Source organism: Campylobacter sp. CNRCH_2014_0184h (genome assembly GCF_025772985.1).
Classification (GTDB): domain Bacteria; phylum Campylobacterota; class Campylobacteria; order Campylobacterales; family Campylobacteraceae; genus Campylobacter_D.
Genome location: NZ_JAKMTB010000001.1, coordinates 214,200 through 229,568 on the forward strand (window position 1 = coordinate 214,200; position 15,369 = coordinate 229,568).

At 28.4% G+C, this 15,369-nt stretch carries 25 protein-coding genes; 13 read left to right on the forward strand and 12 right to left on the reverse strand.

All coding sequences use genetic code 11. The features are described 5' to 3' along the window. Nucleotides 1–64 precede the first annotated feature (64 nt). From L8X36_RS01115 to L8X36_RS01165, 11 genes are all read left to right on the forward strand, one after another. Nucleotides 65–988: an AAA family ATPase gene (locus L8X36_RS01115; RefSeq protein WP_257398791.1), complete on the forward strand. Its 924-nt coding sequence runs from the start codon at nucleotides 65–67 to the stop codon at nucleotides 986–988. A 2-nt stretch (nucleotides 989–990) separates the two neighbouring features. Continuing rightward, nucleotides 991–1,182: a sigma factor-like helix-turn-helix DNA-binding protein gene (locus L8X36_RS01120; protein ID WP_039663969.1), complete on the forward strand. Its 192-nt coding sequence runs from the start codon at nucleotides 991–993 to the stop codon at nucleotides 1,180–1,182. Next, nucleotides 1,179–1,364, forward strand: coding sequence for a hypothetical protein (locus tag L8X36_RS01125; protein WP_126340881.1), 186 nt, complete (start codon nucleotides 1,179–1,181; stop codon nucleotides 1,362–1,364). The genes L8X36_RS01120 and L8X36_RS01125 overlap by 4 nt, the downstream gene beginning before the upstream one ends. Before the next feature lie 55 nt (nucleotides 1,365–1,419). Next, nucleotides 1,420–1,758, forward strand: a complete 339-nt coding sequence (locus tag L8X36_RS01130) for a DUF4406 domain-containing protein (RefSeq protein WP_263682200.1) — start codon at nucleotides 1,420–1,422, stop codon at nucleotides 1,756–1,758. A 108-nt stretch (nucleotides 1,759–1,866) separates the two neighbouring features. Next, nucleotides 1,867–2,352, forward strand: coding sequence for a host-nuclease inhibitor Gam family protein (locus L8X36_RS01135; protein ID WP_263682201.1), 486 nt, complete (start codon nucleotides 1,867–1,869; stop codon nucleotides 2,350–2,352). Beyond that, complete coding sequence (locus L8X36_RS01140) at nucleotides 2,349–2,474, forward strand: hypothetical protein (protein ID WP_256378661.1); 126 nt, start codon at nucleotides 2,349–2,351, stop codon at nucleotides 2,472–2,474. The genes L8X36_RS01135 and L8X36_RS01140 overlap by 4 nt, the downstream gene beginning before the upstream one ends. Nucleotides 2,475–2,527: 53 nt before the next feature. Further along, entirely contained in the window at nucleotides 2,528–2,779 is a 252-nt protein-coding gene (locus tag L8X36_RS01145) for a hypothetical protein (protein ID WP_263682202.1), read from the forward strand. 13 nt (nucleotides 2,780–2,792) lie between these two features. After that, complete coding sequence (locus tag L8X36_RS01150) at nucleotides 2,793–3,224, forward strand: YopX family protein (RefSeq protein ID WP_263682203.1); 432 nt, start codon at nucleotides 2,793–2,795, stop codon at nucleotides 3,222–3,224. A gap of 106 nt (nucleotides 3,225–3,330) precedes the next feature. Next, nucleotides 3,331–3,804, forward strand: coding sequence for a hypothetical protein (locus L8X36_RS01155; protein ID WP_257398787.1), 474 nt, complete (start codon nucleotides 3,331–3,333; stop codon nucleotides 3,802–3,804). Beyond that, nucleotides 3,791–4,240, forward strand: a complete 450-nt coding sequence (locus L8X36_RS01160; protein WP_257398786.1) for a regulatory protein GemA — start codon at nucleotides 3,791–3,793, stop codon at nucleotides 4,238–4,240. The genes L8X36_RS01155 and L8X36_RS01160 overlap by 14 nt, the downstream gene beginning before the upstream one ends. 31 nt (nucleotides 4,241–4,271) lie before the next feature. Beyond that, nucleotides 4,272–4,544, forward strand: a complete 273-nt coding sequence (locus tag L8X36_RS01165; protein ID WP_263682204.1) for a hypothetical protein — start codon at nucleotides 4,272–4,274, stop codon at nucleotides 4,542–4,544. Between the two features lie 12 nt (nucleotides 4,545–4,556). Here the strand turns inward: L8X36_RS01165 and L8X36_RS01170 are convergent, their stop codons facing one another. Beyond that, nucleotides 4,557–5,234, reverse strand: a complete 678-nt coding sequence (locus L8X36_RS01170; RefSeq protein ID WP_263682205.1) for an endonuclease — start codon at nucleotides 5,232–5,234, stop codon at nucleotides 4,557–4,559. Between the two features lie 95 nt (nucleotides 5,235–5,329). On the opposite strand from L8X36_RS01170, the gene L8X36_RS01175 reads away from it, so the two are divergent. Next, the gene (locus tag L8X36_RS01175; RefSeq protein ID WP_263682206.1) at nucleotides 5,330–5,614 is read left to right on the forward strand and encodes a Mor transcription activator family protein; all 285 of its coding nucleotides are present in this window, start codon (nucleotides 5,330–5,332) and stop codon (nucleotides 5,612–5,614) included. A gap of 100 nt (nucleotides 5,615–5,714) precedes the next feature. After that, complete coding sequence (locus L8X36_RS01180; protein ID WP_263682207.1) at nucleotides 5,715–6,074, forward strand: hypothetical protein; 360 nt, start codon at nucleotides 5,715–5,717, stop codon at nucleotides 6,072–6,074. 24 nt (nucleotides 6,075–6,098) lie between these two features. Here L8X36_RS01180 and L8X36_RS01185 read toward each other — a convergent pair whose 3' ends face one another. The 11 genes from L8X36_RS01185 to L8X36_RS01235 all read right to left on the reverse strand — a co-directional run bounded on the left by L8X36_RS01185 (nucleotide 6,099) and on the right by L8X36_RS01235 (nucleotide 15,368). Then, nucleotides 6,099–7,076 (reverse strand): phage late control D family protein, encoded by a 978-nt coding sequence (locus L8X36_RS01185; RefSeq protein ID WP_263682208.1) that lies wholly within the window; start codon nucleotides 7,074–7,076, stop codon nucleotides 6,099–6,101. Further along, entirely contained in the window at nucleotides 7,070–7,261 is a 192-nt protein-coding gene (locus L8X36_RS01190; protein ID WP_139452501.1) for a tail protein X, read from the reverse strand. The genes L8X36_RS01185 and L8X36_RS01190 overlap by 7 nt, the downstream gene beginning before the upstream one ends. Beyond that, complete coding sequence (locus L8X36_RS01195) at nucleotides 7,254–7,628, reverse strand: phage protein U (protein ID WP_039663934.1); 375 nt, start codon at nucleotides 7,626–7,628, stop codon at nucleotides 7,254–7,256. Before L8X36_RS01195 ends, L8X36_RS01190 begins: the two co-directional genes overlap by 8 nt. 133 nt (nucleotides 7,629–7,761) lie before the next feature. Further along, nucleotides 7,762–9,000 (reverse strand): phage minor head protein, encoded by a 1,239-nt coding sequence (locus L8X36_RS01200; protein WP_263682209.1) that lies wholly within the window; start codon nucleotides 8,998–9,000, stop codon nucleotides 7,762–7,764. A gap of 1 nt (nucleotide 9,001) precedes the next feature. Beyond that, nucleotides 9,002–10,360, reverse strand: coding sequence for a DUF935 domain-containing protein (locus tag L8X36_RS01205; protein ID WP_263682210.1), 1,359 nt, complete (start codon nucleotides 10,358–10,360; stop codon nucleotides 9,002–9,004). A gap of 9 nt (nucleotides 10,361–10,369) precedes the next feature. Next, complete coding sequence (terL, locus tag L8X36_RS01210) at nucleotides 10,370–12,034, reverse strand: phage terminase large subunit (protein WP_263682211.1); 1,665 nt, start codon at nucleotides 12,032–12,034, stop codon at nucleotides 10,370–10,372. Then, nucleotides 12,034–12,516: a DUF1804 family protein gene (locus L8X36_RS01215; protein WP_039663924.1), complete on the reverse strand. Its 483-nt coding sequence runs from the start codon at nucleotides 12,514–12,516 to the stop codon at nucleotides 12,034–12,036. Before L8X36_RS01215 ends, terL begins: the two co-directional genes overlap by 1 nt. Continuing rightward, the gene (locus tag L8X36_RS01220; protein WP_214136116.1) at nucleotides 12,509–12,928 is read right to left on the reverse strand and encodes a phage protein Gp36 family protein; all 420 of its coding nucleotides are present in this window, start codon (nucleotides 12,926–12,928) and stop codon (nucleotides 12,509–12,511) included. Before L8X36_RS01220 ends, L8X36_RS01215 begins: the two co-directional genes overlap by 8 nt. A 109-nt stretch (nucleotides 12,929–13,037) precedes the next feature. Continuing rightward, complete coding sequence (locus tag L8X36_RS01225; protein WP_263682212.1) at nucleotides 13,038–14,015, reverse strand: major capsid protein; 978 nt, start codon at nucleotides 14,013–14,015, stop codon at nucleotides 13,038–13,040. A gap of 2 nt (nucleotides 14,016–14,017) precedes the next feature. Continuing rightward, entirely contained in the window at nucleotides 14,018–14,557 is a 540-nt protein-coding gene (locus tag L8X36_RS01230) for a hypothetical protein (protein ID WP_263682213.1), read from the reverse strand. A 1-nt stretch (nucleotide 14,558) separates the two neighbouring features. Next, nucleotides 14,559–15,368, reverse strand: a complete 810-nt coding sequence (locus L8X36_RS01235; RefSeq protein ID WP_263682214.1) for a phage protease — start codon at nucleotides 15,366–15,368, stop codon at nucleotides 14,559–14,561. Nucleotide 15,369 lies beyond the last annotated feature (1 nt).

Consider the following 15,369-nt stretch of genomic DNA (forward strand, 5'->3'; position numbering starts at 1 on the left):
TTAATTCAAGTTTTAAAGAGTTTTTAAAATCTAAAAACTTAGCAAAAAAACAAAAGGATGAAAAATGGATTTAGTTGAACAAACAAAGAGATTTTTAAATACACAAAACATCTCTCAAAACAACTTAGCTGATCGCTTAGGTATTAATAAAAGCTATATGGTTGGATACATGAAAGAAGGTAGAGCTTATAAATATGCTACTAAAGTAGAACCATTGCTTGAAAAGTATATAAAAAGCTTCGTAGAAGAAAAGAGCATTAAAGAACTACAAACACCTTTTATAGTTACAAAAGATGTAAAAGCAATTAATGTAACTATAGAAAATGCTATGTGTAATCGTGAAATGGGAGTTATCATAGGCGAAGCAGGAACTGGTAAAAGCCGAGCTATTAAAGAATATGCTAATAAAAATGGCACAAGGGTAGTTTTGTTTGAAGCTACTACTGAAACTAGCAAAAGAATGCTTTTAAGCGGTCTTGAAAACAAACTTAATGTGTGTTTTAAAGGCTCACTTGATGATAAGATTAGAGGCATAGCTAGTGAGTTATCAAGAACTTCAAAAGTTTTAATTATAGATGAGAGCGAACACTTACCTTTTAGAGCACTTGAGTGCTTAAGACGCATATATGATTTTTCAAACACTGCTTTGATTTTAGTAGGAACTAAAAAACTTAAAAACAATCTTACAGGTGTTGGTAGAAATGATTATAACGAATATGGACAGCTTAGCTCTAGAATTGGTGCAAAATGGGAATTAAAAGGACTTTGCTATCAAAACAAAGAGGGCTTAAAAAATGATGATTTAAAAGCTCTTTGTGATTATTTTTCCTTAGTAGATAAAAAAGCAATAGATTTGGTTTTTAATCTAGCTAGAGGTAATTTTAGAAAAAGCGAAAAGCTTTTAAAAAGAGCTAGTGATTTTGCTGATGGTAAAAGTATAGAAATAAAGCATATTGAAGCTGCAGCTGGATATTTACTATTAGGCTAAGAATGAATTTTGAAGAAATAGCCAGGGAATTAAATATCTCAAGAGTTAGAGTTGGACAAATATATAAATCTGCCTTAAAAAAGCTAGCTCATCCAAAAAACAAAGAAAAATGGAGAGAGATTATGGATACCTTAGAAGCTTTAGAGGAACAAAGAGTAAAAAAAGAAAATTTAATGCAAGGAGAAAGAAAATGAGAAGAATGATTAGAGGCGAAAGAGCTGATTATAGTGCTTCTTTATATGAGGTAAAAGGTGCAAGTATTGTTTACAAAGAAAGTGGTGCATTTATAGATATTTTAAAAGGAATCTATCCTGATCATATTGCTTTAAAAATAATTAATCACGAAAAGAGCAAAAAGCTTAACAAAGGTGCTTAATTAAAGCACTTTGATTAAGTTTTTTAAAACTTAAATTTATTAGAAAGGAAAATTCATGGCAATAGTTTATATAGCTTCCCCTTATAAAGCTTTAGCTGTAAGAGAAAGTCAAAGAAAAGCACAAGCTATTAGCATAGCAACGCAAGAATGCTTAAAAATCATGCGTGAATGTGAAGGCTTTACACCTGTTTCACCTATTTTACAATTTAGCTATTTAGATGAAGAAAAACACAGAGAAATAGCTTTAAAAATGGGATTAGAACTTTTAAAAGCAAGTGATTACATTTATATGAGTACCCATGAAGATGCTAAGCACTCACAAGGTATGCAAGAAGAATTAGCATTAGCTAAAAAGCTTGGCATTAAAGAATTAACATTGGATTTGCCCTTATAAAAATGGCTTAAGAATAGTTAGAAAAAGAATTAAACACGCAATACTTTTAAGATATGGCGTAGTTCTTTGGGATTACCAAATTAAAAAATACAATTTAAAGGAGAATAAATGGAAATAAAAAGTTTTGAAGATGTCAATTTAGCGCTTAAAAAAATAGCTGAACTTAGTGTAAAGATAGAAAAGATTAATGGTGATGTAACTTTAGCTTGCAATGAAATCAAAGAAGCTCATGCGGGTAAAATTAAAATTTTAAACGATGAGCTTAAATATATGGAACAATGTATTAGCACCTTTTGTGAAAACAACAAGCATGAATTTGCTGAAAAAAGATCTAAAGAATTTACCTTTGGAAAAATTGGCTATCGTATAAGCGAGAGTGTGCCTTTACCAAGAGTAAAAGAAAAGCTAGAAGCTCTTGTAAAAGCTTTTAAAAGTTATGGGCTTAATGAATGTATTAGCTACAAAGAAGAGCTTAATAAAGATGCTATTGTAGGGCTTGAAGATAGTACTTTAGTAAAGCTTGGTCTTAAAAGGGTGGTAAAAGATAATTTTAGAATAGAACCTCGTATTGAAAGTTTGGAGATTGAAAAATGAAACTTAGCAATATTGTTGCTTGGGTTTTATATCAGAGTGAATTAGAAAATTTTACTATTAAAGATAAAGATATTGACCCAAGCGGTGTTATTAGATTTTTAAAATTTAACAAAGTCCATTGATTTAATGGGCTTGATTAAGTTTTTAAAACTTAAATTAAAACAAAAGGATGAAAATGTATGTAAATGCAAAGATTAGTACGGATGATTTGGAACTTGTCTCTCTTTATGAAATCATAGAACTTTTTAATAATTTAGATAATGACCAGCAAGAAGAGTTCTTTAGAAAAGTTGGCAGAATTAGCACCAAAAAAAGAATAAAAACTTTATTCAAAATGCTAAATAATAATGAGGCCGTAGAGCTTTTAAACGAGTTAATTAGCATTTTCAAAAGCGATAAAGAGTGGCAAAGAAACTATAAAGTATAAAAGGAAATAGCAAATGAAGTTAAAAGATTTTGATTTTAGGATTTGGGATTACAAAAGAAAAACATTTATAAACTATCAGTGCCAGATGAGCTTTATTTTTAATAATGAAAGAAACAAAGAAAATTATTTAAAAGTAATGGATTGTTTTGATAACAAAAATCCTAAGAATAATGAATTCTATGGGCTTAAGTCTTATAATTCCAATGATATTGAAATAGAACTATGTACTAGGTTTTATGATAAAAATGGCAAAAAGATTTTTGAAGGTGATATTTTAGAGTTTTTTGCCACTGGAGAAATTATAGCAGGTCATGTTGTTTATGATAAAGAAGAAGCTAGGTTTGAACTAATAACTAGCAATAAAGATGTATTAGATTTTACTTTTTATAGTGATATTGAAATAATCGGCAATATCCATGAAAATCCTGAGCTTTTAAAATGTTAAAAAATATTAAAAATTTTAACATAAAAATGAAATATGTTAAAAAAGCCAAAAATTTAACAAAGTCCATTGATTTAATGGGCTTGATTAAGTTTTTAAAGGATGGTTTGTGAAATTTCTTACTTCAAAGTCTTTTAATGATGAAAGTGTGTTTTTTGTAAAATTAAGAGCTTATCAAGCCTTACAAAATATGTCTAGACAAAGTTTAGAAAAATTTTTAATACAAAAATTCTTTAAACAAGCTGTGATAAAAAATAAAATTTTGGTTTTTTATTTTACAAATACCACTGCTTTAATGGAATTTAATGCCAAAAAAGAATGGATAAAGGCTGAATTAAGAGTGATTTATAAACAAAATTTTGAACTTTTTTATAAGAATTATATGCTTATTTTTAAGGATATAAAAGCAGAGCTTATAATTTTAAAAAACACGCAAGAAAAAGAAGTTTTTAAAAAAGAAATCTTTATTGAAAAAAGCACGGGAAACTTTCATATTCACGATAATGTTTTAAAAGAAAAATTTTTAGAACTTCAAATTATTATAAAAAACAATATTAAAAAGGATTTGAATGCAAAATCTTAAAAAACAACTTATAAAAATAATTCATACTCTAAGAAAAGATGCTCATTTAAGCGATGATGAAAGCTATCGCTGGATATTAAATGAAAGGTATGGTAAAAGCTCATCCAAAGATTTAAGCATTGAGGAACTTAGAGATTTTGCTATAGCTTTGGGGTATGATGAAAAGTTCTTAAAAAACACTAAAAAAGCAAGATATTTTAAAAATGAAAATACCAAAAATGGAAGGGCTACAAAAAAACAGCTTAATATGATACAAGCTATTTGGAGTAAAAATGCTAAAAATCCTACACAATGGGCTTTAAGAGAATTTATTAATAATATTATTAAAAAGCGACCTTTGCATCTTTGGTATTTAAGTATAGAAGATGCTAATAAAGTCATTTTGGGGCTTAAAAATTTAGAAAACAACAGCACACATTCAGCTAAGCGAAGCTAATGTTGTCTCATCAAAACAAAAGGATATTAAAATGATTTTAGAGCTTTATACTAAAAATGGAACTTTTTTATCTTTGGTAATAGAAAAGCAATCAGAGCTTGTTTTAAAAGTTGACAAAGAAAATATTGTCGTATTTTATAAAGGTTTTGAAACTCAAATCAAATTTAATGAAAAGTTTGATGTTTTAATTAATCTTGTGGGTAGCATTAGAGAAGAAGCTAATGATGCAATGCGTGAAAAACAAGATTGCTGCCATATAAACCTTGATTCTCTCATTCATGATATTAAGCTAGATTTAGAATGAATCTAGCTTGAGCTATCTAGTTAATTCCCTAATTCTTTTTTCTTTTTCACTCATAGGATATTGTTTGTCCCAAGATTCCATAAGTTTTCTTTCTTGATCTGATAATCTAATATTATATGTTTTACTCATATATAAATAACTTCTTGCAATATAGCCTTTAGAATAATTAGCAGGATAAAATCTTTTTAATTTAAAATCTGTATATACTTTACAATTTCCATATTGAGTATATTCTAAATTCAAAGGAGCCTCAGCATATCTAAAATTACTTCTATCGCCATTAACTTCACCTATAGCAGGAACTAGGTTTTGTTTATCAGCTTCCATTTTGGTAAAAAGTGGATCATTTTGACAAGCTTTTCTACCACCTTCCCTCCAGCAAGGTAAATGTTTTCCAAAGTTTTGTGCAGGCATAATATGCTCCCATTCTATGCGTTTTGCTCTTTGATTGATTTTGCCTTTTTTAGTATATTCATTGCGTGGAGTGTATAAATCACTTTTAACTACTTCAAACTTAGTGTATTTTCCTTTTTTATTTGCTTTAAATGGAGCATTACAATAAAAATCATATTGATAAGTACTACCTAAGCTCTCATAAAGTTCAACTAATTCTTTTTTGCTTTCATTAAAATTATCACTAGCTAATAAAGATAAAGATGAAAATAATAGAATAAATAAGAGTTTTTTCATTGTTTTTCCTTTATGTAAAAATGTAATTATAATCTCAATTTACCAAATTTTATTTTTTTAGATAAAATTTTAAAAATCTTTATTTAAGGCTTAATGTGCTCTCTAATAGTGAATATTTTGATTATTTTATTGATTTTGTGAAAAATAATGATAAGCGTGAGATTTTAAAAGAATTTGGTGGTGGAAATATTTATATCCCAAGCTATAAGACTTTAATGAGAGATGAAGAATTAAAACAAGATTTTAAAACACTTATAAAACAAGGTTTAACCACCAAAAATGCAAGTGTAGAATGTGCCAAAAAATATGAGTTAAGCTTAAATGCTGTATATTTAATCACTAAAGAATTAAGAGAAAATTTAGAGTCAGGTTTATTTTAGTTTTAAAAATTAATTTATTTTTTTTAATTTTAATAAATTTTTATATTTTAAAATTTATAATTCCTAATTCTAATCATAAAAAGCATAAAAGGAGGATATTATGGAGTTATCTTTAGCAGAAAAAGTTCATTATTTAGAACAAATTGTTATTCATAATTGTTTTATAAGTAGGATGGCATTAGAAAATAAAATTAGTTTGCAAACACTACAATCTATATATAGTATTTTTAATTTTTATTCCGAAAAAATTAATTCTGGAGATTATAATTTTACCTATGCTGATATAGAAAAAACATTTAGTGAAATAGGTATCAATCGAGTTGATCTAAAATCTATAATATTATTGATTGGTGAAACTGGACAATATGATGAAGTAATTAAACATTATCTTAAAACAAATAATGATGTTTTCGGAAATGTATCTTCTGAATTTTTAGGTTTATGGCGTAAATATTTTTAATAAATAAGTTTGAGAATTTACTAATCAGTTCTCAAACTCTAGCGTAATCACATAAGCTGAGTCGTTAAAATTATGACTCACGCTTTTAATACTAAATTCATAATTATCCATATTAATATCTTTAATCTTAAGTTTGCCACCAGCTCTTATCTCTCTTCCTATAAGCTCACATCTTCCATTTACTCCACCTTTTTGAAGCTCATTTAGCTTGCTTTGTGCCTTTTTAAAAGCTTCATTATCACTTTTTGGTTGTGATATGTGCATTTTATAAATATTTTCCCCACTTCCTACTTTTATACTTTTTATCTTTGCTTCATCTATATCTTGCCACTCTACTATCACAGCAGAGTATTCATTTCTACCACTTTCTGAAATTTCTAATGAATTACATTCACATAAGGCTATCTCAAAACAAGGTAATTTTTCATTTTTACTTGTAATGTTTGCAGCATTATCTCCTATTTTTCCATCTTTTGGTGTTATGATTAAGGTATTTTCTTTAATCATGCAAATAAATCCATATTCAAAACAAATCTTATATAAAAATTCTAAGTTGTTTTGATTGTTTTGTAATATGCTTACGATATTTTGATCTTCTCCGCTTGTTTTTATCTTTAAACTATTTTCACTCGCTAATTTACTTGCTATAGTAAAAAGTGTGGTATTTTCAAAGCTTCTTGTTTTTTTATCTTTTATGTTTGTGTCATTTTTTCCACTAAAATTAACAGCACTAGCCCTTACTTCTGTAGTATTTAAAGTGTAATTTTTGCTCACAACATTTACATTAAAAGTTCCACATTTAAAAAGCTTTTCAAAACCAAGCCAAAGTTCTAAACTATCCCCAAACAATGGTTTAGAGTAAAGCCCAAAAAAGCTTAAGCTAATCTCATCACTTTCATTGCCTTCTTTATCTTCATAAGAAATACTGATAATATTTTTAGAAAGCTTTTGTGTAACATCTTTTCCTTTTGCAACAAGTTTAAATCTTGGTTTTCTTACCATAAGGCTTTTTCCTTATCCTCTTTGATTTCAAGTTGCGGTAGAATAATCTTATCTCCTGCTTTTAAAATAGGTTCTAATTTTGGATTAGCTATTAATACCTGCTCAAAACATTGTAAATTTTTATAATGTTTATAAACTATACTATCAAGCCTTTCATTATTTTTAGCTATATAAATTTTATTCATCAAAGTCCCTTTCTAAATCCATACTAAAGCTTTGTGCTACAAAGCCACTTCCATCTACAAATGCACTTCTATTTTCATTTAAAGCTAAAATCACAAACTTACCATAATACTTTCCATTAGCTCCTATTAAAATATAAGATTTTTGTTCTTTTGCCATATTCTCAAGTTTATCTAAGTAAGTGTTTCTATCCCCTTTTAAAGGTAAGGTTTTGCCTTGTATTTTAATCTTTTCACTTTCTTTGGAACTTGCAAATAAAGCATTATGATTATTAAGTCTATTTTGACTTTGTATGTTATATTCTAAGCTTCTTTCTAAATTATCAAAATTTAAAGCTTTAAACTCAAATTCTCCTAAAGCTAAAACCATTTAAACTCCTTTTTAGTTTTGCAAAGCTAAAATTATCTTAGTTAGATAGGGTTGATGGTTGCAATGTAGTAGTTGAGGATGTGCGGTAACCAGTCCGAGAACACATCGTATTGTGGGTGCAAGTCCCACCGCTCTATCTAATTTTTTCTAAGTGCTTAAGACCTTTTCTATCTTTATCCACTTTCCCAAGTGTAATAACCGCATTAGTTTTTCCAAATTTTTTTAGTTTGTAATCAGGTCTTATAGTGATTTTATTCACCTTTTTACTATTTTTTATATCATCAAAAAAATAAACCAAACTTTCTTCTTTCTTATCCCAATAAACCTCTTTTGCTTCATCTAAAACCTTAACAATTTGCTTGATTTCATCCACACTTAAGGCTTGATTGCAGTTTGCTTTTCTTTTAGGACTTGCGTGTAAAAGATTGTTTTTGCTAAGTGTAAAGTATAAGTCTTCTAAGTCTTTTTTGTTAAGCTTTTCTAAAAATTCCTTAGTGCTTTTATCCATTTTACCCACTTGAATGAAATTAATAGGATATTTTTGATTGTCATTAACAATAATTTCATCTACCATTTCATCTAAACTTTTTTGCCAAGTATAAAGTTCTTTTTCGTGAGTAAAGCTCTTAGCTTCTTTTATTTTTTTGGCTGCAGTACTTAGCATGTTAAGTTTTATGAAATTTTGAATTACTTCGGTGTTTTTTTGCTTATAAAGCTCATCTAAAAGCTCTTCATCATTTAAACCATTAAAATTACTTTCTTTGGCACTTGATGGTGGTGTTTTTAAGCCTTTAACTTCATTCTCTCCTAGTGCTAAAACATAACATCTACAACCATAATCATGCATGCTTACATGTGGATAGTGCGTATCCCAAAAAGGATCATCTTTAGGTAAAACTATGCCATCAAATGCTCTATGCTTATCTCTAACATGCGAATCTTGTTTTGTGCAATATTTAAGATAAGGCTTGATGCTTTTCATTTGATTTTCATAGATAGCTTTGGCTTTAGCTTTTCTTGAGTTTTCTTCAAAAATCTTTTTTAATCTTGCACTATTAAAATTGGTTTTTTTAATTTCACCTGTTTTTCTATCTATAATTTCTTTTGAACCCCACCAACCCTTAGCTTTTAATTTTTCTTCAGCAATCTTACTCCAAGTACTAAATTTATCTCCATTTTTTATAGCATTTACTAAAGAATCTTGTATATCTTTCAATAAGCTTTCATCTATAAGCTTGGCAATAGTAAAAACTTTTTTATGAGAAGAATGTGAAAGCTCATCATAATCAAAGCTAACTTGTGGCTTTTTATTTTTTAAAAATAAAACAGCTTCACTTGGTTCTTGGAAAAAACCTATTTTAGCGTTTGGCATTTTAATCCTCCAAATATCCCAAGATATTAGAATTAACTAAAGACATATAAAGATATTTTTCAAAATCAGCTTGCTTGAGACTAGAAAAACTCCCTTGAAGTTTTTCAAATACTTCATCATAATTTTTGCTTTCTTTAATAGTTTTTTCAAATTGTTCTTTGAAAAATTTTGCCATAGTCTCATCAACTTGTAAATATTCTTTTTGTTCTAAAGCCTTATCTATAAAATCTTCTTCAAAGTCTTCTTTTAAAGTTGCTTTATTTTCAAAAATTTCTTTATTTTTAACGTTAGTCGTTAAAATTTCTTTAACAAGCTTTCCATCTACATTATAAGTGTTTTTAATATAAGTTTCATCAAAGTTAAATCCCATGTTAAAAAGTTTCAAATCTCTTTCACAAAGTTCGTTTTTCGGATCAAATTCATTAAAAAATTGCATATATAATTCATCATTAAAATGATTAATTTCCTTAAAAAATTTAAGTGCACGATTTAGTACAAAAAGTACTATTTGTCCATCTTGTTCAGCTATTTCGTTTCTAATTTGATTGTGAGATTGTGCAGCTGCCAAAGAACCACTACTAACTTGTGATGTTAAATTTGCACCTAAAATAACACTTCTTATTTGATTATCTAAATAATTAATTATTTCTTCATAATTTGCTTTTGTGTTTGGTTGAATTAAATTAAGTTCTTCTTCTTTATCAATAACAGCACTATCCCCATTTAACATTTGATGTATTTCATTAGCAAGTGCATCAGGATCGCTATCGGTTTTCGCAACAGCCCAAGGAGAGCCAAACCTTTCTAGAAACTCCATCCAAAATTTTAAACTTGCATTTTTAAGTTTTATAGGAAAATATAACTTTGAGAGTAAAGCATCACCATTTTTAAATAAAAAATTAGATCCAAAAAGCCCATAAATTGCTTTTTTATCTTCAACTAATTCATCATATCCATTGCCATTATAAATAAGCTCATCGTTTTCATTAAGAGTAAAATTTCTAAAATCTCTTTGCTTTAAAATAGGATAATAAAAACCATTTTTAAGTTTATAATTAACTTCAAAAACATTAAGTCCATAAAGATGAGTTTCTAAAATTTGACCAACTAAGTCAGGGTTGAATAAATACTCAAAAGTTTCTTTAATAGCTTCATTTTTGCAAATAATTTGAATTTGTTTTGAAAGAATTACACCCTTTCTACTTTGAACAGCTTGAGTAAAGCTTAGGTCTTTAAATATCTCTCTTTGATCGTTTTCATTAATTTGTGATATGTTTAGATAATTTGAATTTATTAATATATCAACCAAAGAATTATTTTTAAACAACACTTCTCTTTTTGGTTTTTTTACTTTTTCCATAGATTTTCCTTAAAAATGTCTTATCTTTGATGTAAAACTATGACTTCTTCTTTTGATACTTGATTTTGTTCTTGCTAATAAAAAAGCACCTGCTAAGCTATCAGGCGCATCATCATTTTTACCCTCTGGAAATTCTAAAAGCTGATTTATGAGCATAGTTTGGCTTTTATGTAAAAAAAGTTCTTCATTTTCAAAGGCAATACTTAAACTCTCAATACGCTCAAACTTGCTAGTACTGTTATTTTTACCTCTTAATGGTAAAAACACTCCGCTCTCTAAACTTTTTTCTTGTATCCATTTTTTTAAGAAAAATTGACCGCCATTAGTTTCAATTTCAATTAAACGGCACTTATAAATTTTTTGTAGGTTAAAAATAGTTTTTATAATACTTTGTGCTTTTAAAATTTTAACAATGCTTTCTATTACATAAAAGCCCTTTGCAGCTTTACCAATAACTGTAATTGCTGTATAATCGCTTTTTGCTTTCTCTCCTGCTGGATCAATATACATGTAATATTGGCTAATGGGTGGTAAGTGATTATAAAAATTAATTGTTTCAAGATTAAATATTTGATTTTCACTTCTTGGATTATTAAGCTGCTCTTTATTGAAAGCTTTTAGGTTTTCAGCTCTTAATTTCATTAAATCTTCTAAACTTTTAGCCTCGCTCCAAAGAACTTTAGCTCCCTTATCCATTAAGGTTTTATTTTTTATGTAAAAATTATGAGCGCTTTTAAAATCACTATTTCTATAAAGTGTAGCATACTCATCCCATAAATCAAGTCTTTGTGGAAATTCTTCAATAGAACGAAATACTTTTGGATTCCAAAAACCAAGTTTTAATTTTCTTGCTAGAACGCTATCATTATGCAAAATTGTACCAATATAAAGCACATCAAGCTTTCCATCAGCACTTCCTAAGTTTAAAACAGCCTCATCTACCCAATCTTCTAGTTTATCTCTTTGATCTTTACTTCTAACATTGGTGTCATTTTCTAAATCATCCAAAATAACCAAATCAGGTCTTTTAACCCCATATCTAACACCACGCAATCTTTTTCCACTTCCAAAAGCTTTAACCTTAACACCGTTATTACTAACAAATTCTCCAACACGCCAAGTCTTGCCAATTCCTACTACTTCAGGAAAATCAAGTTTTAAATGGGGATTATCTTCAAGTTCTGCTTTTATAGCTTCAAGCATTCCTTCCATAAGCTCTACTGCATCTGAGATTTCTACTATAAAGCTTTTGTAATTAAAAACCAAACACCATAAAGGAAAAAGCTGTGAGGTATAAGTTGATTTACCATGTGCTCTTGGGGCAGCTATAGCATGTTTTTCTCCTTTACTCTCTTTTTTAAGTGCCAATTTTTCAAAAACTTTATTTAAATGCAAATGTAAAGCACACTCACCTTTAATGGTAAAATAATGCGGAAAGTAAGTTCTTGCAAAATAATCAAAATCCACACTTGCTCTTTTAATTCTTTCTTCTTTTAAGGCAGGATCTAAATGACTTTCATGCAAAAATTGAGTTTTTAATTCATTTTTTAACTCATCCATCCATTCTAAAAAGTCTTTTCTTTGTATAGCACTTTTTAACTCGTTTGGTGTGCTCTCATGTTTTTGCTCATTCGAGATTAAAAACTCATCTAATTCTTCTTTGGTAAAAAGCATTATTCATCCATTGCTAAGATTTCTTTTTCTATCACGCCACTTTCTAAAAGTAATACTAGTTTGCTCACACAATCTTTATCATTTTTCAAATGGCTTATTATGATTTCAACTACCTTTTTAGCGACATTTAAACGATAAGTACTTGGATCTTCAAGTCTTGCTACTTTTCTCATTTTTGAAAAACTATCTCCTATTCTTGCAATAGCTTCAGTTTTTTTCTCAGCATTCATTTTTTCATCAGAATTGATATTTTCAATCGCGCGAAACATTTGATCTGTAAAGCTTTCATATAAAGATGCACTTTCCTTGTCTTTAATTTTTGAAGTTAAAAGACTAGTTTTAACCTTATCCCAATCTCCGTCTTTTGCTTTGTAATTTCTTATAGTTTTTTCATTACGGTTTAAAATTTTTGCAATTTTGAAAATATCAAAACCTGCAATGTATAGTTCTTTTGCAAGTTCTTTAATCTCATTGCTAGCCATTTATACTCCTTAAATCCATTCTTCTTCTTTTGTGTTTAAACGCCCTAGCTTTGTTTTGTGGAATAAAATCATCTTCATCAATTTCAGTTGGAATTTTTTTATTAGCCATTTTTAAAAGCAAATCATTTGCCCATTCTATAATTTCATTCAAACTTTCCTTTGGAAAATCATTACGGCGTTTTAGCTCCATAATTGTAAGCTTTACACAAATATCTTTTAAAAGAGGAGTTGGTTTATTAGGTATCTTTATAAAACTTGCAATATAACTTTGTGCATCATTAATGGCATCATCAATTACTTCTTTATCGCACACCCCGTTGGCATTTAAATCGCTAAGTTGTGCAATATCATCAAAACTTAATTCTTTGGTTAAATCATACTCGTTGATTAAAAATGATTTTACTTCTTTCATTATTTGCCTTTTAAGCTGGTTAAAATATGGTTAAAATCGTTTAAAATAATTTTCCAATATCTTTTTAGCTTTAAAGGTAAAAAATACTTTTAAAGCTAAATTTATGCGTTTATTTTAAAACAAGCTTAATAAGTCCATTTGGTCTAGTGCAAACTGGCATTGCTCTCATTTCACCTACAATTTCAATTCCAGCTCCACGAGATAAAATTTCAGGCTTAGAAACAAACATTAAACTTGGTGCTTTTCCTAAAGCTTCTGTATGATTAGCTCTTGTGTAGTAAATGCGATTAGAATTATCTTTTGGAACAACAATACCTTCATTGCTTGCTAAAAATTCTACATTTTTACCTTTTGTATTTTTATATTTTGCACTATAACGGCGGAATTTAATTCCATAAAGAATCAAAGATTTATCTTTTTCATCTCTGCTTGCAAGATTGTTTTTATAAAGATCTTCACTCAATGCAAGATTAGAAATGCTCGCAAAAAGTTCATTTCCACAAAGCACTTCATAATCAATATTAGTGCCAAATTCATCAACTATTGCAGCATCTATACTATCGCATATATTAGCTAGTGTTGCACTTCCATCTTTTTTAACTTCAATAGTAGTTTTATTTGTACTACCAAAATCAAAAAGCACATTTCCTTTACCATCTAAAATTTTTCCAAACAAAGCTCCATTTGCCATGTATTCAAGTGTGGTAGCAAAGCTTTCCCTCATTCTCTTAATACAAACACCAATGGCCCCGCTTAAACTTTTAACCTGAGCTTCTCTTAAAGCTAGTGATCTTAAATTATTGATTTCGCTAGCTGGAATTCTTTCAGCTAATGCAAAGCGTGGTAATGGAATATTTAAAATATAAGAATTTCTGGTTTCTTCTAAAAGGTGTTCCCCGTTTTCACTCACACTATTTAAAACAACACCAGCTCCTTTTATAATTTCAACTCTTGCTGTACTTTCTAAAGAAGGAACTTTTTCTTTAAAAAAAGTATCACTTACAAAATGTGGCGAAGCTTTGGTTTGATTAATAACTTCGCTAACTTTTGTGCTTGAAAAAATCTCTAAAAGTTTTTCTAAATCCATTGTTACTCCTTAGTATTAATAATTAAATTTTGCAAAAAAGCTTTTTTGATTGCACTTTGATGAATATCTGAAAGAATTACTTCGCCCATAAGCAAAACTCCATAATAACCATTATTAAATACATCATCTTTAAGCACTGCTAATTTGATATTTTCTTTAGCGCTAATATCTTCATTTGGGCATTTTTTAAAATTTTCCCCATAATCTTCACTAATAAGCAAAGTTCCTCTTGCTAAACTTTGATTTAATTCCATATCAACCTTTGCATTAATTGAAAACAAATCTTTAGCAATAAGACTTTCTAGTCCTTTTGGCATAGCAACTAAAGGTTCATTGCTTAAACTTTTTTGTATATTTTTTGGTGGCATTTGTTCTCCTTGTTCTTTTATGAGAGTAGTTTTTTCTTCAATACTTTGGCTTGTTAACTCAATATTTTCATCTACTACTTTTACATCATCTTGCAATTTTAAAGTTTCATCTTGTGTATTTTCATCAAGATTGCTTGTATTTGGTTTGTTTTGATTTTCGTTTTTTCTTGCCATTTTAAGCCTCTAACATCATTTTAACAACATCTAATTCTTCATTGTTGTTTGGTGTATTTTTGTTTGCAAACTTATTATTTTGCATATTGTTAATTTCTGGAGCACTATTAATAAAAGCAGTAAATCCTTCAAGGTCTTTACATGCATAAGTTAATGCCCATTCTTTTTGAGAATTTGCAATTTTTCCACTACTTAAAGCATTCTCTACTAAAGAATTAGCCAAATCTTTAGTACTTTCTTCGTTTTGTTTTTTTAAGTCCTCATTTTCTTTTTTTAGCAATCCGTTCTCATCTTTTAAAGCTATAATTTGAAATTCTAACTCTTTAATTTTTTCATCCATTTTTACTCCTTTATTTTGATTATTTTTATTAGCAATAAGCTCATCAAGCTCATCTATAAACGGTGTGTTTGTTAGAGCAACAGAGTGTAATTTTGCTCTTATTAATTTTCCACTTTTATTGTCTTTTGCATTAAATTCAAAGACAGGAGATAAATAGCGGTATTGTTTATTTGCTATATATTTTTTAGCTTCCTCATTAAACTCAGCTTTTGCCATTAGTGCATCATTTTCTAAGAAAAGCTCTTTAATCCAACCTGCAGCTGGAGCTTTTTCATTTTTAAGAGTTTGATGTTCATAATCTATAACTATGTCAATCTTTTTTTGATTAAAATTATCAATCATAGACTCTAAATTTTTATCATCTATCTTAAAAACACCATTAGCATGACCTTTCCATTCACCCTTTATGGCTACTTTTATTGGTTTATCATTGCTAGCTTCAACTAGGTTTTCTTTATTGATAAAAAACATT